Raw genomic sequence first — 21,946 nt, forward strand, 5'->3', positions numbered from 1 at the left:
TCCCATTGTACAAACTTAATTGCCAACACTTGCTCACTTTTTTCAGCCGTAGGGTTAATGCGGTAATGAGAGGAGGAGCTATATCCTTTTCTGTTCATCGAAGATGTTGTATTTGGCTTTCCCTTCGGTCGCCCTCTTCGAGTTCCTTTTTGCTTATCCATAGCGACATTTTTTTTATGCGTCCAAAGATCGGAGTATGCTGATTCCTTTTTGTAGCAAAATAGAGGTAGCGGGGCGGGCTTGCACAAGGTTTTGGCGGAAAATACAACCCGTAGGTGTGGAGATTTTCCAGACAAACCAAGCGGCTTAGACCTTTTGAAAGCCACAAGCCCCGTACTACCTTTGCGGATAAAAAGGGAACAGCATCCGTCTCCTTGTCATCGCATATCGTGGAGCATAGGAAAAGAAGCAAAAGTGCAACGCTCGTAGTGGAAAATAGAAAAGGTGGCTATCTCAAAATGCGAGATAACCACCTGATGAAATCAAATGGAAAGTTTTACTGAGCTGTGCTTCTCAAAGCACGCATAGCAGGATAGCACAGAGTATCGCCAGCCAGAAGAGAATGCTCAGCAGCGTAAATGTTATTTTCAGAACTATCCGGACTATAAAGCGTAGTATCAGAAAAACTGCAATGACTGACACGACAGTTACGACTTGCGGCGTTACTATCTTCGAGATAAGCCAAATGGCACCGATAACGACGGAAAGCAGGATAGCGAGTTCGATGAAGCGTGTCCAACCGAAGCGGCGGACTTGCTTGGGAGAAGTTGGCTGCTGCTTGTTATTATCGGTTTTGTTTGATGCGTCTGCCTTGATGAAGGCAGGTGTGTGGACATCTTGATTCATGATAAATGTATTCATATCGGAGCTTTTTATAGTTCAAGAGCAATAACAAGATATTCTGCCTCACAAAGCCAAGTGTTTGCCCAAACTCTTGGTGTGTAGGGAAGAATAGTTATCTTGGCTCTTGACACTACAAAAGCTCCCGATGGTGTTACATCAAGTCATGTTCTCACTATTGACTGTTGGTAGGCTATTGACCTCGATGAGCAGAACGATTGTCCCTGTCAGTTCGGTGTAGAGTTTCTCATACTCTGGACTTGCACCAAAGTCGTCTGTCAGTTCATACTTATCGAAAACGCTTTGCACAGCCTTATTCTTCAGAAGCATAGGTGTTAGTCTTTCAGGAAGAGGAGAAGGGAGTTCTTTCTCGAACTCATTTTCCAAGACAGACACAAGCGTGTCGTACTTGGAAAAATGCAAATCTTGGTATAATACTTCACTTGCCATTGTCTCAGCTTCGGGATGCGAGAAGCCCTGTGTCACTGCATCGCAGTAAGCTGTCAATGCTTCGTCGGCTCTTGCCGTTATGAATGATTTGTCACTTAACATTTCGGGGAAATGCTCACTGAGGTAGTTCTCTAACTTCAAACGGAAGTAAGAAAGCTCTTTCTTTGTTGTTGTCATAATCTTCTTGGTTTAGGGTTATACATTATTTTGAGTTGATGCCCATAGCAACATTGAACTTGTCTAACTTGCCAGCCAACTGTTCCATATCGTGTTCTATTTTCTTATTGGTAATGCGAGCATAAATTTGTGTAGTTTTAATGTTGGTATGTCCCAGCATCTTCGACACGCTTTCCATTGGAACGCCCTTACTTAGCGACATAGTGGCAAATGTATGCCTTGCAAGATGAAAGGTCAGGTTCTTCTTGACACCGCAAAGGTCGGCTATTTCTTTCAAATATGCGTTGGTTTTCTGATTCGTTAAGATGGGAAACAGTTTGCCGTTCCGATAGGTCTTATGACTGTACTTGGCGATGATACTCTTTGGAATGTCAAGAAGCAACACATTTGTTTCCACACTTGTTTTCTGCCTTCTGGTCATAATCCACTGCTTATCATCAAGTGTTACGATATTGTCTGGTGTGAGATTGGAAACATCAATATATGCCAGACCTGTGAAACATGAAAAGATGAAAACATCCCTTACTAACTCCAAGCGTTGAATAGCAAGATCCTTGTTGGCTATCTTCATAATTTCCTCATCCGTGAGAAAACCGCGATTAACAGGTTCCAGGTGAAAACGATGATTGAGGAAGGGGTCGTGAAGAAGATAACCGCGTTTTTGTGCATAGATGGTTACGGTCTTGAGTGCCTTCATTTTTTTTACCGATGTATTGTAAGCGCAGCCTGCCACTGTACTCAGATATAACTCAAAGTCTTGTACCACGGATGGCGTAAACTCTGTAAGTCCAATATCCTTTCTTCCATATTTATGGATAAGGAACTCTGAGAAATGTCTTCTCAAAACACTGTACTTTTGCAAACTGTCTTTGCTGATGGTGTGTCCGACACGCTGTCTGACATCTTCGTTGAACTTGTCAAATATCGGGAGAAAAGTCGTGTATTCCCTGTCTTTTCCTACAAAGAAAGAACGGATTTTTTCCAATGACAGAGACTCGTCATCCTCAAACTTGCGGTAAATTCCATTCAGTGTAGTGGAAATAGAGTCCAATGCGGCATTTACGGATAAGGCTTCTGCTGTCCGACCTTTGAGCCGACTTGTGGCATTATTCCATACTGTCTTGTCCACGAAGATTTTCGTAGATCCAAAATTTGACATCTCTCCGTTAAGGAATACACGGAGCATTACAGGCGACTTTCCTTCTTTGTTCTCATAGTTTGAGCGTAGGTAGAAGGATACCTTGAAATTTGTTCTCATAATGCATCATTCTTTTGTGTAGCACTCGGCTGCAAAGTTAATATATAACATACTGAAACAGAAAGAATTGATGCCTTCAATTTGGTATTCAAAATCCCGTCATTGCTACATTTTTTATTGCTACAATTTTTGTGTAGCAGTTTATGTAGCAGAATTTGACCGAATGATGATTGTCAAAACATAGGTTTATGCCGTCAGGCGATAGAGGTATATACAAAGAAAAATCGTTGTAAAACCTTTGATTTTACAACGATTATCTAAATTTTGAAGGCTAAAATGACAACTATTGTGAAGTCCTTTTGAAGCCTATTAGCGGAGAGAGGGGCTTGTGAACCTTCGGATTTTGCAACCTGTAAAATGGAGGAAACGGCATGAAAGCAAGCAATAATTCAAAGAGCAAAAATAGCACGTACAATCATCGCAGTTACTTTGATTGGGGGAGTAATATGCAGGTTGTCCACAAGGGTAAAGGCGAGATTGCCATGACGGAGGGAGAACTTGCGAGGTTCTTCGGTGTGACGTGGAGAAAACTCAATCATAGGCTTCAAGCGATAATAAAATCTTCCAACTTGCATCCCGATGAAAGGGGTGCAGGCCAAGAAGAAGTTATCAATGGTAGAGAGTGTGTTGGTTATGCATCACTTTATCCGCTCTCAACAATCATTGCCCTGTCCTTTCTATTGGACAGCATGGAAGCGCATTTATTCAGAAAGTACATCAGTAGAAGATTGCAGACAGAGTCTGCCATTGTAACGCCAATCTTCCTGTTAGGCAATACCAAGAACTAATGAATATATTTCCTTTTTCTTTCACCGATTATATCTTACTACATTACTACAATAAGAGTTAAAGCGGTGAAAGAGAAAGGATTAACGTGTAGTTGGCTGCTCAAAATAATTGTACTACGCAGTAACTACATTTGCCTTTCTTCTTTCACTGCTTCATTACGGTTAAAAAGGGAATTATATGCTATTTGTTATTTGCTTGACTATCCTCTGGAGCACGCTTTCATTGCTTATAAGTATAGATGCCGTGCCCACCATTCCGCTGATAATTTTATACCTGCAATCCGTTATCCTTACCTGTGCCGTGAATACGCTGCCTTCTGCCGTTTGTCGGGGTGTATGCGATGTGGCTGTTATTACACCATTTGCAACTCCGTATGTTTCTGCATCGTAACCCTCAACTTCGATGTTCGCTGTCATTCCTCTTGCTATCGTATTCACGTATTTATAGGGAACGGTTATTGTGCCTTGATGGGCATTTGTCATCTGCACCTTTGCACTGATGGTTTCGGGATAAGGTATAAAATATGCGCCCACCAATAGTCCCAATATCACAATGGTGATTATCGTGATACCATAACGGACAATCCTTGACGGTATCTCGCCAATGATATGCCTTACTTTCTCGCTGCGGAGTTCTATCTCGTTGTCTGCCATAATATTCCTTTCTGCTGTTAGTTGCCTAATTCTAACTGATTTTTTACGAGGTTATAGTATGCACCCCGCTTTGCTGTGAGTGCTTCGTGGTTGCCAATTTCTACCACCTTGCCTTTATCCAATACCACTATCTGATCAGCATTCTTCACCGTACTTAGGCGGTGTGCCACGATAACCACCGTCTTGCCTTTGTAGAACTCATCAAGATGTTCTACTATCATACGCTCATTGTTGGCATCGAGCGAGTTGGTGGCTTCGTCAAGAAAGATATAGTCGGGATTCTTATACACTGCCCTTGCTATCAGGATACGCTGTTTCTGTCCTTGACTCAAACCAACGCCATCGCGACCGATCTTAGTGTTGTATTTTAAGGGCAGTCCCATTGCATAGTCATGAATACAAGCTATTTCAGCAGCTTTCTGCAATCGCTCCTTGTCAATCTCGCCGTCATCTACGGCAATGTTCCTTGCTATACTCTCGGAGAATATCACACCGTCTTGCATCACCACGCCACATTGCCTGCGCCACCATTTCTTATTAAGTGCGTTTACATCTGTTCCGCCAATAGTTATTTGACCTCCCAATACGGGGTAATAGCCTAACATGAGTTTGATGAGCGTTGTTTTACCGCTGCCCGATGCGCCCACAATGGCTGTTACCTTACCTTTGGGGATAGTGAGACTAACATCATCTATAATAGTTTTCAGTGCGTGAGGGTCGTATTTGAAGTTTACGTTTTCAAGGTCTATGCCTTCGTTTTCTTCTTTCACTGCTGTTTCCAATCCTTGCTTTCCGTTCTCATCATCCATACGGTGGATTTCATTGATACGTTCAAGGCTTATCTTTACATCCTGCACCGAATAGAAGAAACTCATCAACTGCTCGACAGGTGAGTTGAGTTGCCCAATGATATACTGCACGGCAAGCATCATACCCAGCGTGAGTTGTCCATGAATGACGGCTGTTGCTGCGACCACCGTGATGACGATGTTTTTCAGTTCATTGATGAAGATGCTGCCTGCCTCTTGTGTCTGTTGGAGTTTCAACGATTTCATCTGCACTCCAAAGAGGTCTGCCTGCACGTCCTCCCATTCCCAGCGTCTGCGCTGCTCGCAGTCTTGGAGCTTTATCTCCTGCATGGAGGTGATAAACTCGTAGGTCTTGTTGTTGTTGATGGCTTGCTGCTCAAAGAGTTCGTAGTCAAGTACCTTTCTGCGCCTGAGGAAGAGTGCAAGCCAACCGCCATAAAGCAGACTGCCGAGCATGAAGATGGCAAAGACGAGCCAATTATAGGATAGCAGTACGATGCTGAACACCACAAAGGTGAAGAGTGAGAACACGATACTGAGCGTCTGTTGCGTCAGAAACGTGTTCACCCTACTGTGGTCGCCCATACGCTGCATGAGGTCGCCCATCAGTTTGGTATCGAAGAATGACATCGGCAGCTTTAAGAGCTTGATGAAGAAGTCGCTTACCAATGAGATGTTGATGCGCAGCGAGATGTGCAGCAACAGCCAACGGCGAATAAAGTCGATGGCAGTACGGCTCACGGTAAGCATCAGTTGTCCTAAGAGTATCAGCCATATAAAACCGATATTCTGGTTTTTGATGCCCACATCCACGATAGACTGGGTGAGGAAAGGCAGAATAAGCTGTAACAAACTGCCCACGAGCAAACCTAAGACAATCTGCCCGAAGTACTTGCGATATTGCTTGATGTAGCCAAAGAGGAATCTGAACGAGCGTTCCTCTGTTGGCTGTTCCTCCATCTGCTTTTCATAAAATGCTGGTGTGGGTTCCAAGAACATGACTATTCCTTTCTCCTCACCGTCCGATTGAGTGCTGACCCAATGCTTCTTAAATACTTCGAGGTCGTATTTTACATGCCCTTTTGCAGGGTCTGCAATGTAGAATCCGTTCTTTTTAACTTTGTATAGTACAACAAAATGATTTTGGTTCCAATGGAGTAAGCAAGGATAATTTATGTCTTTTATTTGATACAAGCTTGCTTTTCCACATAGCACATCAAAACCTAAGGCTTCTGCCAATTGTTTTAAAGCCTGCATTGAAACACCCTCATTGGTTATAGTACAGGTATTTGATAGAGTTTCAAATGAACACTTTCTACCATAATACTTACAGACCATAGCCATGCAGGCAATCCCACACTGCATGGCGTCATGTTGCCTATAAAAATAAAAGGACATTTATTTTGCTGTGTTGTATTTGGTAAGACCGGAGTCGTTGTCTCTATTATTAATGTTTTTACCCAGATGCCTTCGTGAATTGCCTTTTGACAAAGAATAGACGAAAGTCAGTGCCACAAGATTTTTGAAATTACCCCATCGGGTCTTTTCTACGAAATGGAATGAAGGAGTGTCCGCATAAATCCTGGAAGGATCGGGATTGTAAATGAACATGGCACCCACGGTGATTGCACCTAATTTATAGGTAAGGGATGCGTTCGCATTATACCCAATCTTCTCAAAGACATCACCTTCAACAGTGGTCATCGGTAGATTGTGGTTGGTAATGAACTGCCACTTGCCTGCCACCACCTGACAAGAGATTCCGACATTGTTCAGATTGTGGTTGACACGCTGATTAGGCGTATTGTATTTGGAAGACAGATAGTTATAGTAAGGCTGCAAAGTTAGCCAGGAGAAAGGTCTGCAACTCAGAACAAGCGATGCGCCATACTCGTTGACATGGCGGATGCCCACAATCTGGTTCACGAAGTCCGAACCGTCAGCGGAAACAACTGTCATATTCTTGCTGGGATAGTAGGCATGGCTGACGGAAGGTTTGACAAACCAGATATTATTGGCCGACGCATACTGGAAGCTAAGTTCGGTGCGGTAGAAATGGTAGGGCTTCAGACTGCTGTTGCCTTGTAGATAGAATCGTTCATCCACGACGGTACGACTATCTGTGAGCTGACCGACGTTAGGAACCGCAGATGCTATGGACGACGTCAGGCGTAGCGAACTGTGTTTGTGCAGCTGGTAATTAAGAGAAACAGAAGGCCGCATAAGGATGTAGTTGGCTATTGCCTTCGTCGCAGTTCTATATCGGTTGTTCTCCACACCGATTCCCAGGTTGTAGGACAATGCCCCCCATTGATTGGTGTAGTCGGCGTATAGGTATTCCTTTTGCGTATTCACTGTCGACAAATTGGATGCCCCGTCTGTCTGACGCAGGTTTTTGTATTGATAGTAGGCTCCTATCTGTATATTTCCCTGCCACAGTTTGTCAGTATAAAGTGCTTCTGCTATTAGCGAGTAAGACTTGTTGTCGACGACGTTGGTAAACGTTCCCGTTCCCGAGGTGTTTGTTAGATTATTGTTCGAATTGGATTTGAAATAAGTGTTCACCACATTGACCGACAGACTGTTGCCTTTACGGAAGGTGTGTCCGAAGTAGATGTTGGCCGATATGGATGAAAAGTCACTTTGAAGCCTTCTGTGGTTGGCATCTTCCAATGTACCCGTCCGCAAGAGCTGTTGACTGTATTGCTGGGTAGCCGGAAACTTACGATATTCTAAAGTGATATTGAAAAGGTTGCTGTTTTGGAAACGCTGATAGAATAATTGTCCTATGTGGTAGGTACCAGTGTATTTACCCGACAGACCCTTGTAATCGTTCGTCACATCCGGATAGACATAACGGTTTTCCATGGTGTTCCGGTCAAGATGTCTGTAGTCCAGAAAATATGCCGCAGACACCTTGTTGAGCGAATCGCTATAACTGGTGGAAATCAAGTTGGTACCATATCCTGTGGTGATACTGTTTTTGGTGTCGAGATATAGTGAATAGTGCCTTTTGTTGGTGCGCTTAGTCGCTACATCTAATACAGCACCTATCTTCTCATGCGCAAACCTTGCAGGCGGATTGGAATAGTAGTGCAGGGTCTTTATTTCGTCGGCTTTGAGCAGCATCAGTTCACGTACCGACCTCCTGATTCCATCAATCAGCACCAAGACAATTTTACCATCTGCCGTCAGCAGTTCACCGCTGTTTGTTGAAAGTCTGAATTGCGGCAGGCTACTGATGGCCTCCAAAGCGTTGTTTCCCATCTGTCTGGCACGCCTGTCTAACAGGATGATGTCTGCGTTGCCGAAGCTTCTTAGCCCTTGAGCCGACACAGTGACCTCTGAAAGGTTCTGTATGCTTTCTGTCAGCTTGACCACTCCGACATCGCCACGCTTGCACGTTAGCTGTTGTGGCCGATACCCTAAACAAGAGAATTTCAACAGGAACTGTCCGTCTTCGTCTACATTCAAACTGAAGGTTCCTTTTGAATCCGTCAACGTGTGAGCAATGGCTGCCGTGTCAGATAAGCTGGCCAATACGCAGTCAACGCCGGCTAATGGACAGCCAGACGGATCGGTCACCGTACCGTATATCCTGTTCTGTGCGTTGCTGCTTATCAACGAGACTACAAAGGCAAACCATAACGTTGTGAAAATTCTTGCCACCATAATATAAATTATTTACACATTGAATCAATGTAATTTACCATCGAATCTTCCAAATTGATATCCATTCCATCGAATTTACACGCATTTACATATTCATTATCCCTTGGACACACCCCCATACAAATTGGAAGTTGTTTGCATTGTAAGCACCGTTTATTCTCAAAGGATTTCACCTCATATTTTCTGATAAAATCCATGTTCCAAGAAATAGAACCATCGTTTTGAATAATGCCATGAGTTTTGTTCTCATACAAATCATTGCATGCCGTACATTTTATAACATCACCATTAAAATTAATGGCATTATAATACTTACGACTAGCGTAACATGGAACGAAGTTTGTGATAACGTCCAGACGTATTGTGTTATAACCAGATTGTTCAAATAAATTAAGAAGTTCTCCGATGTCTTTATATCTATCTTTCCTTACCTTTTCTTGCCATACTTTTTTGGGGGTAATCGTTATTCTTCCCCGATTAGCCATTGTAATGTGATGGTTGATTTGATCTACTATTTCATAATTTAGATTCTCGTCAGTATAGTTAATTCTCAATAGAATATTAACAGCCTTTGTATTGCTGAGCAATTGGTTGATGTTGTTTAGAACATGATCGAATGCAGAATCACAACCTTTCTGATATTTTACTTTATCATGGTTCTGTTTGGGTCCATCTAATGTAATATGAAACCGCGTCATGCCAAGTTTTTGAATTAATGGAATGTTTTTGGGGAAAATGAAGTAACCATTTGATGTAGCTGTTGTTGAATATTTTACACCTTTTTTCTCACATTCTTTTTGTGCGAATTCACATATTGGCTTTATAATTTGTTTTAAGTACATTAACGGTTCACCACCAAACCATTCGATTTGAAGTGATTCTATATTCTGTACATCAATCATATATTTGATGTGTGTCATCACATTCTCCATTGTACTCTTCGACATTCTTGAAGGTATATGATTTTGTATGCAATACCAACATTTAAAGTTGCAATCCAAGGTTGGTAGAATGATTAACAGATAGTTCTTCTTGTTTACTGAATCACAATATCTTTTCCTAATTATTGAAAGCTCATCAGTATTATCCGGCACAATGAAACCACTTGCTGATAGCTTGTCTTTTAGAACTTTAGGGATGAACTCAATTCTTTCTTTGTCTGTGAGTAGCCTCTCTATTTTTAACCCTAAATCCTTGGGAAGCTTAAAATAAGTGTGTTCAAGCCCATTGTACCAATAAGATTGGTTATTTTGGTATATTATATAGTTATAATTACTTGCTTTCATATATTACAATACTTAATTAACATCCCGTAAAAAAATAAAAGAGCCATATCAAGTATGGTAATGAACGATATGGCTCTTAAAGTGTTGAAGTTTCATTATCATCTACCACGAAATACCTTCAGGTACACGTTGAAATGATGTAGAACTGTTCATTAAGCATGTTGTACCCCCGGTTGAGATTGATCTGTCACAATAATAACATCACATCCGCATCCGGCAACATTGTTAGAACATCCTGTCTGAGAGGCTGCCATTTCAGAAGCTCCACCCTTGACTTCAAGCGACTCCATTAAGGATAATTCCTCAACTGAAAAAAGTTTTTGGTTTTTCATTTAATGTAACATTTAATCGCCTTCTTACTGCTTCAGGCATTGCATTCTTTTGTCGTCAAAATTAGAAAAATATATAGTTGAGTTCAAATAATTTCGATGTTTTCTTGCAGGTTTCCTTGCAAAATCATACTTTTGTATGATAATATATAATCTTTCATGTAACATTATATAGTCAAAAAACGTGAACACGTAAAAAACTCCATAGAATGACGATTTTCGATATTTTAAAAGGGTTAAAAGAGGCAGACGACAACACACAGAGTATCCGGAGTCAAGCCACCAGTGATTATTCTCCTTATATAAAAAGTGCCCAAGCTACTGATAGGCTTGGATATGGAAAAATAGTTCTGATTGATTTCTGTCAATATACTTTTCTATATATATCACCATCTATTTTTTCAACTCTACAACAAAAAAGATTTAGAGATAACGGAGGAAGAATTGATAATATACTTGATGAAAGGCAGTTAAGCTATTTGAGCAATATTCTTAAATCGTATTTCGCGTTACAAAAAAACTATGCCCGTATAGAGTCCTCTGTCTTGCATTTTGACTTTTCAATAAATACCTCTTTATGTAAGCAAATGATACATGCCTCGTTGACCCCTTGTTTAGTAATGATAAAAAAATAACTTGGTATTTTTTTCTCTCTCTCCATGAAACCATATAGTTCCATTTCTGGAGTTTTTCATCAATTGAATACACTGCTCAAGACCGATGCCTCGGCTCCGAAAATGTACCAAGTTATTTTTTAATCATTACTAAAAACAAGCTGTGGCGCTTATTTTTTTGAGAAATCCTTGCATATCTCGAAGAATTTCCATATATTTGCCACACATTATATATGTGTATTTTGTAAATGAAATATATGAAACAGTCCTGGCTGTGTAAACAGGAGCGGATACCGAAAAGCTTACGAGTAGGTTTCTTTAAAATAATACAATTATGAAAACGAAAAAACTACTAAGCCACACAAATTATGCAGCTAAAGTTGTTGCTTCAGGTTGTTGCTGTAATTGCAATTCATGTTGCTGCTGCTGGTCACTTTTCTCCTCCAGTGCATCCATGGAACAGGCTGCTGTAGCCTAATAGTAGCCAAATGAGTGTAGCTCGTTTTGAGTCAGCTATTCTCTAAATCATTAAAAACGAGGTTGTTGTGAAATCACACACATATACTACGATTATTAGTTTATGGTACGATTATTCACATTTATCTGTTACGCAGAATGAGATTTTAGCAGTTATTCAAACAACTATCAAAAATCAACAAGTCTGTTTTTGAAGCCAGACTATCTTTCGATTCATCACGAAAGGAAGAAGCGGAAGATAGCTGGTTTCGATTTTACCCATTAAATTAAAAAACAATGAAACAATTTGATATATTCTTCGATAATGACAATAAACTGTATCAAGTAAGAACCAAAACAGATACAACAACCATAGAATTTACAGATTCCGAAAAAGAACTGATTTTTAAAGACTTGATCAGATTGTACGATACACGGGATAAAATATCTTTTTCAACAATCCAAAAACTATTAAATAAGGCTGACTATAACAAACTTTTGGATGTAGTAAAAGAGTTACAAGAATGTGGAATTCTAGATGAACTGAATTTCGAAGCAGAAGGTGCCACTGTTATTTCTGATATATATAATGAAGTCAATCACAAACCGGTTTCAGAAATGAAGATTGCTTATATTGGCAATACAGATTTTGGCAACCAAGTGAAAGAGAAATCATCCGAATATAACATAGAACATTTTGTTATCTACTCAATAGATGAATTGTCGGATGAAACAATTGAGTCAATCCTCTGTAACAGCGATTTTATCATTGTTGATTCTTTGACTTGGAATCCGTACAAAATGCACATTATCAACGAGAAGGCATTGAAACACAGCAAACCATGGTTATTGATTGAAGGACTGACTTTCTCTGGAAAATTCAGTATTGGGCCGATTTTCCACGGCAAATACACAGGATGTTATGATTGTTACAAAAATAGAATAAGGAGCAATGACGAATTCATCAACTTCAATGACTCTTACGTTAAATACCTTGAAACAGAGAAAGCATCAGCAAAACCAGACTTGAATATCCAACCGGTAGTAAAGGATATGGCTTCCGCTATTGTAATTGCAGATATGCTGAAGTTTCTTTATGCCTGGTATCCCCCGGAAACTTGGAAGTGTTGTATATTGATAAATCCGTCCAATTATGAAGTAGAAAAGCATACTTTTATAAAAGCTCCGATTTGTCATGTATGTAAACCAGCATTGGATTATAATCCGGCTCCGTGGCTCGAATCAGTAACTCTTTAACATAAAAAAACAATGGATGCAGTCAACAACTCTCTGATTAAAGGTACAATGCTGATTTCCAATCAGTTTGGAATCGTAAATCATGTATCCAAATTACCCAGGCTCAATTACGATCCTAAACTTGTAAGCTTTGGTATTTGGCCCAGCAACACTCTGGCTTTCGGAGCAGAAAAGTATGAAGGAAGAAGTAGCGGATGTAACTTTGATCTGCAAAAGTCATTTATGGGAACTTTAGGTGAAACGGTAGAAAGGTATTGCCCCGTATTCTACAATAAAGAGAATATGATCCTAAGTTCTTATAAAAATCTAAAAGTACACGCTATACCGCCCTCGGAATATGCCTTGTTCCATGAGAAGCAATATGCCCAGGAAAATTATCCTCTCCATCGGTTCGACGAGAATATCGAATTACATTGGGATAAATGCATGGATATTACTAATGGGAAAGAAACCTGGGTTCCCGGAGCATGCATCTATCTTCCCTGGTCATGTGAAAAGCAATGGATAAATGTAAGTACATCAACAGGCTTGGCAGCACATACGAATTGGGACAAGGCTTTGCTGGTTGCATTACATGAAGTCATTGAAAGAGATTCGTTTTCTCTCACTTGGTGGCAGAAAATAAGCGCTCCAAAAATTATTATAGACGAGGATATCAGCCATTTTATCCATGAGCGTTTTCCAGCAAGCTACGAGTGGCATTTTATGGATATAACTTACGATTTAGGTATTCCGACAGTTTATGGTATCTGTTTCGGTGAAGCCGAATATGGTAAATTTGTAGCCGTAGGCACTGCGACAAGAGACACCTATGGCGAAGCATTGAAGAAAGTTATTCTCGAAATGGGGCAAAGCGTCAGCTATTTCAGATATTTGTTAGGAGAGAAAAAGAATTGGCAGCCTTCTGAAAACTTTCATACATTACTGGATTTCGAAGACCATTCTATACTATATATAAAAAAACCAGAACTGTGCGAGGTCTTCAAAATCTGGACGGAAACAAAGCCGACCAGAAAGATTGATTTTCTTGAAGAGTCTGCACGCTCAACCAAAGAGAACATCCGGCACATTACCAGCGTACTGAAGTCCAAAGGTTACAATGTATTAGTAAAAGACATCACGACTCCTGATGTAAATCAGGCAGGCTTCTATTGTCTGAGGGTTATCGTTCCTCAATTAATACAAATGGGTGGTGCGTATTCCTTTTATTTCCTGGGCGGAAAAAGACTATATACGATACCGCAGGAACTAGGCTACAAATGCTATCCTTTTGAAGAATTAAATGTATATCCACATCCATTCCCTTAATAATATGAAAACAATAAAATCAAAAGCATTAATAGCAAGCTTAGATTCAGGACTATATGGAGCTAAAAATTTTGGTGAATCGTTGGCTTTGATTTTTAACGAGAATGTGAAATTTGATAAGTTTCTGATTCGCAAACAAGTTGAAAGTATCCAAAGTTTCTCCAATAAATACGTCCACCAACGCTCGTGCCAACCGTTATAAAGTGTTTCCCACCAGCAAAGAGTATGATTTGAAACCTTATCTCAAAGAGATGCCTGGTAGTGAAAAAACCAATCTATTCAATATCCTTGCTAAGCGCCGTTCCGGAAGAGCCTATTCTCCTTACTCCATTTCGCTCAACGAGCTGGCGCTACTCTGCCATTATAGCTATGGAATTAGCGGAGAAGACTTTAATAAAGAATCAGAAGCTACGTTACGATTCAGAACGGTTCCATCTGCAGGTGCCTTATATCCACTTGAATTATACGTATATTTGAATACAAGTGTATTGCCTAAAGGAATTTACCATTATAGCCCCAATAAGTCAGTTCTCGAATTCATCAAAGAAGAAGATTATATGGAATATTTAAGAGAAAATCTCGTAGCAGAACCTTTCGTGGATTTGCAACATTGTAGTTGCGTGTTCTTCATCACGTCCTTCTTTGAGAGAGTACTTATCAAATATGGCGACAGAGGCTACCGATTTATACTTCAGGAAGTTGGATTTTTAACTCAGAACATCTCGTTACTCGCCGAATTTCTCGAACTTGGCTCTTGCGTTCTGGGAAGCTACGTTGATGACAACATCAACCAGATCCTCTCTGCTGACGGAACCTTTGAAACTGTGCAAAATGTGATTGTAATTGGAAAAAACAAGGAGGTTCAAGATGACAATGTTACAAGCAAATAATATTTCTTTTTCGATTCAGGGTACTTCCATCCTGCGCAATGTATCGCTGGAAGTTAATCCTGGAGAAATTGTAGCTCTATTAGGACAGAACGGTTCCGGAAAGACAACATTCATTGAGTTGTTGTGTAATATGATGAAATGTTCATCCGGCAATTTCGCATTTTTCGGAAAAGGCAACTTCGACCAGAACAAACAGAATATTGGTGTGCTTTGGGATAATCCGGTTATTTTCCCCATGTTAAAAGTCAAAGAAATAATCGGATTCACTCGAAGAATCTATAACATATCGGAATTGCCACGAGACATCTACGATTTCCTTGAATTAGATAAGATAAAGAATAGGTTCTTTTATCAACTTTCAAAAGGGGAAAGAAAAAGGGTTGCCATTTTTTTGTCCGTATTACATAACCCGTCATTGTTGATTCTGGATGAACCGACCGCCGATCTCGATCCGATGATAAGGGAGGTTATCTGGAGGAATATTTTCAAAAGCAAAAACCGGGGTGTCCTGTTCACGACACATCTTTGGGAAGAAGCCGGAAAATATGCAACCAAAATCTATTTTATCTACGAAGGGAAAATTATCTCGAAAGCATTGAGCCCGCAGGAATTGATAAATGAGTCGGCATATCAGCAAAAGATTGTCATCTCTAAAGAACTGTCCGGCACTGATCCTTTTGAAAATGATGAAAATGTATTGGTCATCCCAGATGATAAATTCCTCAAAATATACTTGAAGAGAGAAGATACCAAAACATTACAAAAGGTTCAGACCCGAACCTACAATTTTTCACTTATGCCTGTTGAGTTAGAGGATATATATCAAATTTTAGTAATGATAAAAAAATAACTTGGTATTTTTTTCTCTCTCTCCATGAAACCATATAGTTCCATTTCTGGAGTTTTTCATCAATTGAATACACTGCTCAAGACCGATGCCTCGGCTCCGAAAATGTACCAAGTTATTTTTTAATCATTACTTAACAAAATCAGAAAGATGAAAGTACTCATAGCTTCAATCTATTATCAATTGCTTTCTTCCATGAGAATCAAGCAAGCCGTATTTTTTACGGTGATATTTCCGGCATTTATTTTCCTTATATTTTCCAGTATATGGGGAATCAACAACAAAGAATATTGTGTATTCTTGCTGACGGGAATTTGCGCTATGACCATAGCCAGTGACGGATTATTCGCTATTGGCGGGGTTATCAAACAGTATTACACATCAGGAGTCATGAAGTTCATAAAAGTAATGCCTTACAACATCATTACTCATATTATCAGTTTGGTATTCAGCCGGATGATTTACATCCTGTTTTCTTTTGTAATACTGTTTATATTAGGTAGAGCCATATTTGGCGTGACATTAAACGTGCCGCAATACCTTTCCATACTGTCAGGATCAATATTGGGATTAATAGAGTTTTCTTTCTTGGGCTTACTGCTCTCTTTCACCAACATGAAAGCTGAAAGCGAAAAAGGATTAATCAACATCATCTATTTTGGACTGATATTTTTAAGTGACACATTTTATCCGATGACAGAAATAAATCCCGTATTCGAAGGCATTGTGGAATTCTCCCCGATTACGCCCGTGTTGAAAGTTCTCAGAGGTGATTATACCTATACATTGTATTTGGCTTTGTGGGCCGCGGCTTTCATGATAGCTTTCTATTTTTGTTTCAAAAGATTTCAAGTAAAAAGGAGTAAACAATGATCACATTTATAATTACTTTCATTATCCTGATGATGCTCCACGAACTGGCTCATGTATTGACAGCAAAGGCCGTAAATATGAAAATAGACAAAATAGGGGGCACTTGGAAACCTCTGCCTCATATTTATGTTTCTGTCATCAACGCACAAGTGTCTAATAAAAAGAATTTTTTATTCCTGATAAGCGGCAATGCTATGACATGGTTCTTATTCGTTATGCTAATGATTTACGGAAGTATGTTCAAAGTCCCTTATCCGGTTTATATGGCATTCGCCACTCAACTGATTTTCGAAACGAATCCATTCTTCTCGGATTACACAAAATTATTTTGCTATTACAAATACATGAAATGGTTAAAATTACAACTCAAAGTAGGTAACAAATTAACTTACAAAGAAATAGAGGCTAACCGTTCATTTATTATTCAAAAATATATGTATAGCAATATATGGTATTTGCAGTTCGTAGGCTGGGTATTTGTGGTGATTGCTCTATTATCACCTCACCTTTTACCTTCTATCATCCTGTGAATTGACATATATCTTTAATTTATCAACTCGTTAAAAAGAAAAAATATGAAAAAGTTTATCGTTTTGTTTGTTACTTTCTTTGCCATTGCAACTATCACTACAAGTACGCATGCAACCGGTATGAACCGTAATTCTTCTGTCGGAACTCCAGAGAATATATTAAATGGCATCCAAGACAAAATCGAGACAGCCATGAACAACTGTTTCGCCCGGAATTCCGTTTCTCCTCTTGACAGTATTTCCCAAAAGCTAAATAAACTGAAAAGTCAAAATAACATCGTACTTTATTGGAAATCTTACGTCAATTATTATAAAAGCGTCTTTTATGCAAAGCTGGGAGATAAAGACAAAAGCAAAAAAGCTATCAAAGAGGCATATATAACTCTGGAAAAAATGAATAACAAGAACTCGGAAGATTATGCATTGCTGGCTCTGACCCAAAGTTTTTATATACAATTCACTTCAGGAATGGCCGCCGGAGTCCTTTCATCTAAAATCACAAGAAATGCAGAGAAAGCTTTGAAGCTTGATTCAACGAATCTGAGAGGATGGTACGTTCTGGGCAGCAATGATTTCTATACACCCGCGAGTTTCGGTGGTGGGAAAAAAGTGGAGTATTATTTGAAAAAAGCTATTTCAACAGTGCCTAAAAGCATAAAAAACCCATATCTGCCTACTTGGGGAAGAGAATATGCTTTCGAACTATTAATCCGATATTACATCCAGAACAAAAAAATGAACGAAGCCAGGAAATATGTACAAATGGCGGAAAAAGAATACCCGAACAGTTACTTTATTGGTGAGTACAAAAAAATAATCAATAAATAAACCCTCCACCTACATAGGTAAGATAAAATCAAACGATTTATAAATAGCTAAATATCCGATCGAACATGAGAATAGACTTCCATTTATTCAGTTTGTTTCTCCTGTTTTTAATCAGGTCATCATATATATATGCGCAGGATGCGAATATACAGGGAAAAATAACAGATAAGAAAGGTGAACCTATATTGGCGGCCAATGTCTATCTGAAAAAAGAACCTGATAAGGGAACCATTTCTGATATAAATGGATATTTTATTCTCCGGTGTCAAAGCCATAGTTTCAACAATGATACGTTGATCATCTCTTTTTTAGGTCTGAAAACCAAAATCATTCCAACAGTGCACTTAGATACAAGCAAAGAGATATCAATCGTTATGGAAGAAGATCAACAGATGCTTGTAGAAGTAGTGATTATGGCTAATCCATCTTTATCAAGAGAATTCTCAATAAAAGAAGTTTCTAAATTTGATATTTATAATACCCCTTCTTCTGCCGGTGACGCATTGAAAATGGTCACTGTCCTTCCTGCATCCACCAATGTATCAGAAAGTGCCAATGTCGAATTGAGAGGAAGTGCCGGCGATATGTCAAGAGTGATGTTAAATGAAGTACCGGTATATAAACCCGTACGCAATTCCCAGATAAATGGAATCGGAAATTTCAGTCTGTTCAATACAGAAATGATAGAAGAGCAAAACGTCTATGCCAGTAATCCCCCATTGGTCTACAGCAATGCAACTGCGGGCCTGGTAGAGATAGGCACAATAAAGAAGTTGTCAGCAAGCGAAACGGCTCTCTCTCTATCACTTGCAAATATCGGTTTCCTCCACTCTCAGCCCATTAATAAAAAAAGTTTTCTTCAGATATATGGAAATTATCAATTTTCTAAACCTTATTTATGGGTCAATGCAAATAATAAGGATATTAATAAATTTTCATCAGAAGATACCGGTTTGAATTTTCATACAGAATTAACCAAAAGGTTAAGCATCAATCTTTATTCCTATTTTATTAATGAAAAGTATCTGGCTAATGATTATTCTTATACTTTTTCAGGGACAGTGGATGCAGGTAAAAGACGAAATTTCAATATTCTGAATTTCAAATACAAATTGGGCAAAGGATTTATCTCAATAAACAATGGCACAGACTTTTCAAACGAGGACTTTAAATTTGGCAATATTTTATCCAAGCAAAAGAACTGCTATGTATACAGTAACTTCGATTTCAAATATTATTTCACTCCGTCATGGAATTTACAATCCGGTTTTTCACATGAATATACCAAGCAAAATTACCGGAGCCGGTTTCCAAAGTATTATTTTGCGGTAAAACCTGAAAACCCAAGTTATTATTTTGAAAACAGTATATCAAACAACAACCTCGAATTTTATCTGTATAACAGAGTGCAGATCTTTAACGAATTAACTTTAGGTGTAGGAATCAGAAAAAATATACCTGTCAAGGAACAATCCGGATATTGGTCTTATCAAACGAACATAAAATATTCATTCAATAATTATAATTCTATATTGGCCTCTTTAGGGAAGTATAACGGATATGCAACCCCATATTACAACACACAGGAGTTTTCCTCCATATCAACGAGGCAGTATTCATTGGAGTATTCATTTTCGAGAAATGATTTCAATCTCCGGTTGGCTACATATCATAAGAAAGAAAATCTGAAGGAAAACTTTTCTGAAACAGATACTTCCGAAAGATTATTAAGAAAAATATGGGGAGCGGAAATCAGTATGAGTAAGAAATACGAAAATTTGACAGGTTCACTTGCATACACTTATCTCTATTCCAAATTCAGAAATGGGGGCAAATGGTATAACTCGTACAACCGGATGGACTATTTAATAAAAGCGTTTATTTCTTACTATCATAAGAAAGCAGGCACTGTCTCACTGTCTTGCTTAACCCGGCCCGGGCTTTATTATAGCCCGATAATAAATGCCGAGATAAATGAAACAGGGGCATACAAACCTTTATATGGCGATTATAATGTGAAACAATATTCAGGATATTGCAGCGTTGACTTCTCTTACAACAAAGTGCTGACCTTAAAATCATCCAATTTAATATTCTTTCTGACTGTCAACAACATCTTTGACATCAAGAATGAAAGCGCCATAATGTTCAGCGAAGACTATTCTACGATAACAGGATACAGACACTATAACAGACGTTCCATCTACACGGGAATGCAACTTCGTTTTTAAAACCATTTAGTAACGTTTAAAAAATAACTTGGTATTTTTTGTCTCTCCATGAAACCTTGTAGTTCCATTTCGGTAGCTCTTCATCAAAGGTAATATGCCGTTGACAGACATCATCATAATTGCTATCCACACAACGAGAAGTGTCGTACTTCTTTCTGTTGATGTTGGTGAAGACACAAAGGCCGGATTTCGTTCTGGCCTCTGCGGCAAGTTCGCATGCCTGCTCAACGCTCTCGAAGGAAATACCACTCCATACTCTGGTGATTTGAGAGAAAAGCCTGTGTTCAATGGGGTTCCACTTCGACGTGTACGGGGGATAGTGCGCCACTATTATGTCAATATGGAGGTCTTCGGAAAGTTTGATCAGCTCTTGCTTGAAAAGCCTGCTGGAACTGCTGTTGGAACCTCCACCGTCACAGAGCAACATGATGGCAGTTGCATGTGGATAGATGTCTTGGAGCACACGATACCAGTAGTACTTGAAGTTGTCGCAGAAGAACCCGGCTGTGTCATGGCTTATTCCGAAGCTCATGTATCCAGTATTCTTTTGAACATCGTAGATGCCATAGGGAATGATTTTGCCGCTTGCAAAGGAGGGGAAGTCATGGTCCCTGCATCGCGGCGACCTGTCGCAGTATACCTGTCCGCCTCTTCTGAATGGGCCGACCAACTCTTTCTTCTTCGTGTCTATACTGAAGACGGGTATGTGATTTTCTTCACACATGCTTCTCATTGCGGAGATTTTCTCGAACTGTTCGTTTCTTTTATTGCACTCTGCCATCGAGGTACACTTCTTCGGAGTGCGTTTCTTGAATCCCTCTTTGGATATGATTTGTTTGAGGGTGTGATAGCTTATGCTTATTCCGTAATCCACCTCCATCTTGTCTCTTATGATGCCAGGCGAATAGAAAAGCATGCGTACGCTCTCATCTTGCGGCAAGCCGCCTATGGCATCTTCCGTAATCTCCCGGAAGATGTCGATATACTCGGGATGAACACTGAGAATACTCTTTCTGCCTCCACCTTTCTTCCTTATGTGTCCGGCAGCAATTGTGTCCCCGCTCTCAAGCTCGTGAATACCTCTATACACTGTATTTCTGGTGACATGATATGTTTTGCAGACCAGACTCACGCCGTGCGTTCCAAGTTCCATCGCCTTGTGGGCACAGAACAACCTGCGTTGGCGTTCGTCCAGATTGGCGACTTCTGGGAAACTCCCTGATTTGTCGCACTCGCTATGTCTTCTCTTGTATGCTTCCACCTGCGCCCTGCGCAAGGGCAAAGATACAAAAAATAAACGACAACAAAGAATTAAACAACAACGTATATCATTACGTATCAGTTAATTAAACCTTAATTCCGCAACACTATTATAAATTAAACTTTTTAAGTACCTGAGCAACAAAAAGTTGCTCAGGATTTTGCCATGTCAGAATTTTCACTTATCTTAGTGTTGCAAAAAAAAACAAGAGAATCCAACGATAGACATGGCGAAGATACAAATTAAATCTGAGAGACTCACTCCTTTTGGGGGATTATTTTCAATCATGGAGCAATTTGACTCCACATTATCATCTGTCATCGACTCAACCCTCGGTCTAAGGTGTAGATCGTTCGGTTATCAGTACAGCGAAATCATCCGTTCTCTCATGAGTATCTACTTCTGTGGCGGTTCATGTATTGAGGATGTCACTACTCATTTGATGAACCACCTCTCACTTCATCCGACACTTCGCACTTGTAGCTCTGATACTATCCTCAGGGCGATAAAGGAGTTGACGCAAGAAAACATTTCATACACATCAGATATGGGCAAGACCTACGATTTCAATACGGCTGACACTCTCAA

General features: G+C 39.6%; 21 protein-coding genes and 3 pseudogenes. 13 read left to right on the forward strand and 11 right to left on the reverse strand.

Annotated elements, in window-relative coordinates; all coding sequences use genetic code 11:
• The 4 genes and pseudogenes from HMPREF9969_RS13295 to HMPREF9969_RS02130 form a co-directional block, all read right to left on the reverse strand.
• Positions 1-326: pseudogene (locus HMPREF9969_RS13295) on the reverse strand (hypothetical protein); the annotation flags it as partial.
• A gap of 187 nt (positions 327-513) precedes the next feature.
• Positions 514-861, reverse strand: a complete 348-nt coding sequence (locus HMPREF9969_RS02120; RefSeq protein ID WP_036894686.1) for a hypothetical protein — start codon at positions 859-861, stop codon at positions 514-516.
• Positions 862-999: 138 nt separating this feature from the next.
• Positions 1,000-1,467, reverse strand: coding sequence for a DUF1896 domain-containing protein (locus tag HMPREF9969_RS02125; protein ID WP_009434245.1), 468 nt, complete (start codon positions 1,465-1,467; stop codon positions 1,000-1,002).
• A 25-nt stretch (positions 1,468-1,492) separates the two neighbouring features.
• Positions 1,493-2,725, reverse strand: a complete 1,233-nt coding sequence (locus tag HMPREF9969_RS02130; RefSeq protein WP_006046176.1) for a site-specific integrase — start codon at positions 2,723-2,725, stop codon at positions 1,493-1,495.
• Positions 2,726-3,096: 371 nt separating this feature from the next.
• Here HMPREF9969_RS02130 and HMPREF9969_RS02135 point away from each other — a divergent pair, with 371 nt between their 5' ends.
• Entirely contained in the window at positions 3,097-3,513 is a 417-nt protein-coding gene (locus tag HMPREF9969_RS02135) for a hypothetical protein (RefSeq protein WP_009012960.1), read from the forward strand.
• A gap of 174 nt (positions 3,514-3,687) precedes the next feature.
• Here the strand turns inward: HMPREF9969_RS02135 and HMPREF9969_RS02140 are convergent, their stop codons facing one another.
• The 3 genes from HMPREF9969_RS02140 to HMPREF9969_RS13110 are packed head-to-tail and all read right to left on the reverse strand — an operon-like array spanning position 3,688 to position 7,817.
• Positions 3,688-4,167 (reverse strand): hypothetical protein, encoded by a 480-nt coding sequence (locus HMPREF9969_RS02140; RefSeq protein ID WP_008449756.1) that lies wholly within the window; start codon positions 4,165-4,167, stop codon positions 3,688-3,690.
• Between the two features lie 17 nt (positions 4,168-4,184).
• Positions 4,185-6,374 (reverse strand): peptidase domain-containing ABC transporter, encoded by a 2,190-nt coding sequence (locus HMPREF9969_RS02145; protein ID WP_008449702.1) that lies wholly within the window; start codon positions 6,372-6,374, stop codon positions 4,185-4,187.
• Entirely contained in the window at positions 6,375-7,817 is a 1,443-nt protein-coding gene (locus HMPREF9969_RS13110) for an outer membrane beta-barrel protein (protein ID WP_232212633.1), read from the reverse strand.
• 219 nt (positions 7,818-8,036) lie between these two features.
• Between HMPREF9969_RS13110 and HMPREF9969_RS13115 the strand changes: the two genes are divergently transcribed.
• The gene (locus HMPREF9969_RS13115) at positions 8,037-8,192 is read left to right on the forward strand and encodes a hypothetical protein (RefSeq protein ID WP_232212634.1); all 156 of its coding nucleotides are present in this window, start codon (positions 8,037-8,039) and stop codon (positions 8,190-8,192) included.
• A gap of 129 nt (positions 8,193-8,321) precedes the next feature.
• Here HMPREF9969_RS13115 and HMPREF9969_RS13120 read toward each other — a convergent pair.
• The 3 genes and pseudogenes from HMPREF9969_RS13120 to HMPREF9969_RS02160 form a co-directional block, all read right to left on the reverse strand.
• Positions 8,322-8,648: pseudogene (locus tag HMPREF9969_RS13120) on the reverse strand (carboxypeptidase regulatory-like domain-containing protein); the annotation flags it as partial.
• 8 nt (positions 8,649-8,656) lie between these two features.
• Positions 8,657-9,934, reverse strand: a complete 1,278-nt coding sequence (locus HMPREF9969_RS02155) for a radical SAM/SPASM domain-containing protein (protein WP_008449654.1) — start codon at positions 9,932-9,934, stop codon at positions 8,657-8,659.
• 152 nt (positions 9,935-10,086) lie between these two features.
• Complete coding sequence (locus HMPREF9969_RS02160) at positions 10,087-10,266, reverse strand: hypothetical protein (protein ID WP_009012962.1); 180 nt, start codon at positions 10,264-10,266, stop codon at positions 10,087-10,089.
• Between the two features lie 206 nt (positions 10,267-10,472).
• Between HMPREF9969_RS02160 and HMPREF9969_RS02165 the strand changes: the two genes are divergently transcribed.
• The 10 genes from HMPREF9969_RS02165 (at position 10,473) to HMPREF9969_RS02205 (ending at position 20,097) form a co-directional block, all read left to right on the forward strand.
• Entirely contained in the window at positions 10,473-10,898 is a 426-nt protein-coding gene (locus HMPREF9969_RS02165; RefSeq protein ID WP_019036535.1) for a hypothetical protein, read from the forward strand.
• A 313-nt stretch (positions 10,899-11,211) separates the two neighbouring features.
• Positions 11,212-11,355: a hypothetical protein gene (locus tag HMPREF9969_RS12740; protein ID WP_156787926.1), complete on the forward strand. Its 144-nt coding sequence runs from the start codon at positions 11,212-11,214 to the stop codon at positions 11,353-11,355.
• A gap of 275 nt (positions 11,356-11,630) precedes the next feature.
• Positions 11,631-12,590 carry a TOMM precursor leader peptide-binding protein gene (locus HMPREF9969_RS02170; RefSeq protein ID WP_008449695.1) on the forward strand — a complete coding sequence of 320 codons (960 nt, stop codon included), beginning with the start codon at positions 11,631-11,633 and terminating at the stop codon, positions 12,588-12,590.
• A 12-nt stretch (positions 12,591-12,602) separates the two neighbouring features.
• Positions 12,603-13,898, forward strand: a complete 1,296-nt coding sequence (locus tag HMPREF9969_RS02175; RefSeq protein WP_009012965.1) for a YcaO-like family protein — start codon at positions 12,603-12,605, stop codon at positions 13,896-13,898.
• A 140-nt stretch (positions 13,899-14,038) separates the two neighbouring features.
• Complete coding sequence (locus HMPREF9969_RS02180; protein WP_009434246.1) at positions 14,039-14,788, forward strand: SagB/ThcOx family dehydrogenase; 750 nt, start codon at positions 14,039-14,041, stop codon at positions 14,786-14,788.
• Positions 14,766-15,638, forward strand: coding sequence for an ABC transporter ATP-binding protein (locus HMPREF9969_RS02185; RefSeq protein ID WP_008449715.1), 873 nt, complete (start codon positions 14,766-14,768; stop codon positions 15,636-15,638). The genes HMPREF9969_RS02180 and HMPREF9969_RS02185 overlap by 23 nt, the downstream gene beginning before the upstream one ends.
• A 147-nt stretch (positions 15,639-15,785) precedes the next feature.
• The gene (locus HMPREF9969_RS02190) at positions 15,786-16,508 is read left to right on the forward strand and encodes an ABC transporter permease (protein ID WP_008449671.1); all 723 of its coding nucleotides are present in this window, start codon (positions 15,786-15,788) and stop codon (positions 16,506-16,508) included.
• 77 nt (positions 16,509-16,585) lie between these two features.
• A complete protein-coding gene (locus tag HMPREF9969_RS02195; RefSeq protein WP_230586368.1) occupies positions 16,586-17,038 on the forward strand; it encodes a hypothetical protein in 453 nt (150 codons plus the stop codon).
• 45 nt (positions 17,039-17,083) lie between these two features.
• Positions 17,084-17,866 (forward strand): tetratricopeptide repeat protein, encoded by a 783-nt coding sequence (locus tag HMPREF9969_RS02200; protein WP_008449717.1) that lies wholly within the window; start codon positions 17,084-17,086, stop codon positions 17,864-17,866.
• Positions 17,867-17,931: 65 nt separating this feature from the next.
• Positions 17,932-20,097, forward strand: coding sequence for a TonB-dependent receptor (locus HMPREF9969_RS02205; protein WP_009012969.1), 2,166 nt, complete (start codon positions 17,932-17,934; stop codon positions 20,095-20,097).
• A 16-nt stretch (positions 20,098-20,113) separates the two neighbouring features.
• Here the strand turns inward: HMPREF9969_RS02205 and HMPREF9969_RS12410 are convergent, their stop codons facing one another.
• Entirely contained in the window at positions 20,114-21,250 is a 1,137-nt protein-coding gene (locus HMPREF9969_RS12410; RefSeq protein ID WP_008449745.1) for an ISAzo13 family transposase, read from the reverse strand.
• Between the two features lie 334 nt (positions 21,251-21,584).
• On the opposite strand from HMPREF9969_RS12410, the pseudogene HMPREF9969_RS12415 reads away from it, so the two are divergent.
• Positions 21,585-21,946, forward strand: a pseudogene (locus tag HMPREF9969_RS12415) (IS1380 family transposase); the annotation flags it as partial.

This window comes from Prevotella sp. oral taxon 306 str. F0472 (assembly GCF_000257925.1).
Classification (GTDB): domain Bacteria; phylum Bacteroidota; class Bacteroidia; order Bacteroidales; family Bacteroidaceae; genus Prevotella; species Prevotella vespertina.

Coding starts and splice junctions, on each gene's coding strand:
- HMPREF9969_RS02120 (WP_036894686.1), bottom strand. CDS start 861: ATGAATACATTTATCATGAATCAAGATGTCCACACACCTGCCTTCATC.
- HMPREF9969_RS02125 (WP_009434245.1), bottom strand. CDS start 1,467: ATGACAACAACAAAGAAAGAGCTTTCTTACTTCCGTTTGAAGTTAGAG.
- HMPREF9969_RS02130 (WP_006046176.1), bottom strand. CDS start 2,725: ATGAGAACAAATTTCAAGGTATCCTTCTACCTACGCTCAAACTATGAG.
- HMPREF9969_RS02135 (WP_009012960.1), top strand. CDS start 3,097: ATGAAAGCAAGCAATAATTCAAAGAGCAAAAATAGCACGTACAATCAT.
- HMPREF9969_RS02140 (WP_008449756.1), bottom strand. CDS start 4,167: ATGGCAGACAACGAGATAGAACTCCGCAGCGAGAAAGTAAGGCATATC.
- HMPREF9969_RS02145 (WP_008449702.1), bottom strand. CDS start 6,374: ATGTCCTTTTATTTTTATAGGCAACATGACGCCATGCAGTGTGGGATT.
- HMPREF9969_RS13115 (WP_232212634.1), top strand. CDS start 8,037: ATGCGCAAACCTTGCAGGCGGATTGGAATAGTAGTGCAGGGTCTTTAT.
- HMPREF9969_RS02155 (WP_008449654.1), bottom strand. CDS start 9,934: ATGAAAGCAAGTAATTATAACTATATAATATACCAAAATAACCAATCT.
- HMPREF9969_RS02160 (WP_009012962.1), bottom strand. CDS start 10,266: ATGAAAAACCAAAAACTTTTTTCAGTTGAGGAATTATCCTTAATGGAG.
- HMPREF9969_RS02165 (WP_019036535.1), top strand. CDS start 10,473: ATGACGATTTTCGATATTTTAAAAGGGTTAAAAGAGGCAGACGACAAC.
- HMPREF9969_RS12740 (WP_156787926.1), top strand. CDS start 11,212: ATGAAAACGAAAAAACTACTAAGCCACACAAATTATGCAGCTAAAGTT.
- HMPREF9969_RS02170 (WP_008449695.1), top strand. CDS start 11,631: ATGAAACAATTTGATATATTCTTCGATAATGACAATAAACTGTATCAA.
- HMPREF9969_RS02175 (WP_009012965.1), top strand. CDS start 12,603: ATGGATGCAGTCAACAACTCTCTGATTAAAGGTACAATGCTGATTTCC.
- HMPREF9969_RS02185 (WP_008449715.1), top strand. CDS start 14,766: ATGACAATGTTACAAGCAAATAATATTTCTTTTTCGATTCAGGGTACT.
- HMPREF9969_RS02190 (WP_008449671.1), top strand. CDS start 15,786: ATGAAAGTACTCATAGCTTCAATCTATTATCAATTGCTTTCTTCCATG.
- HMPREF9969_RS02195 (WP_230586368.1), top strand. CDS start 16,586: ATGAAAATAGACAAAATAGGGGGCACTTGGAAACCTCTGCCTCATATT.
- HMPREF9969_RS02200 (WP_008449717.1), top strand. CDS start 17,084: ATGAAAAAGTTTATCGTTTTGTTTGTTACTTTCTTTGCCATTGCAACT.
- HMPREF9969_RS02205 (WP_009012969.1), top strand. CDS start 17,932: ATGAGAATAGACTTCCATTTATTCAGTTTGTTTCTCCTGTTTTTAATC.
- HMPREF9969_RS12410 (WP_008449745.1), bottom strand. CDS start 21,250: ATGGAACTTGGAACGCACGGCGTGAGTCTGGTCTGCAAAACATATCAT.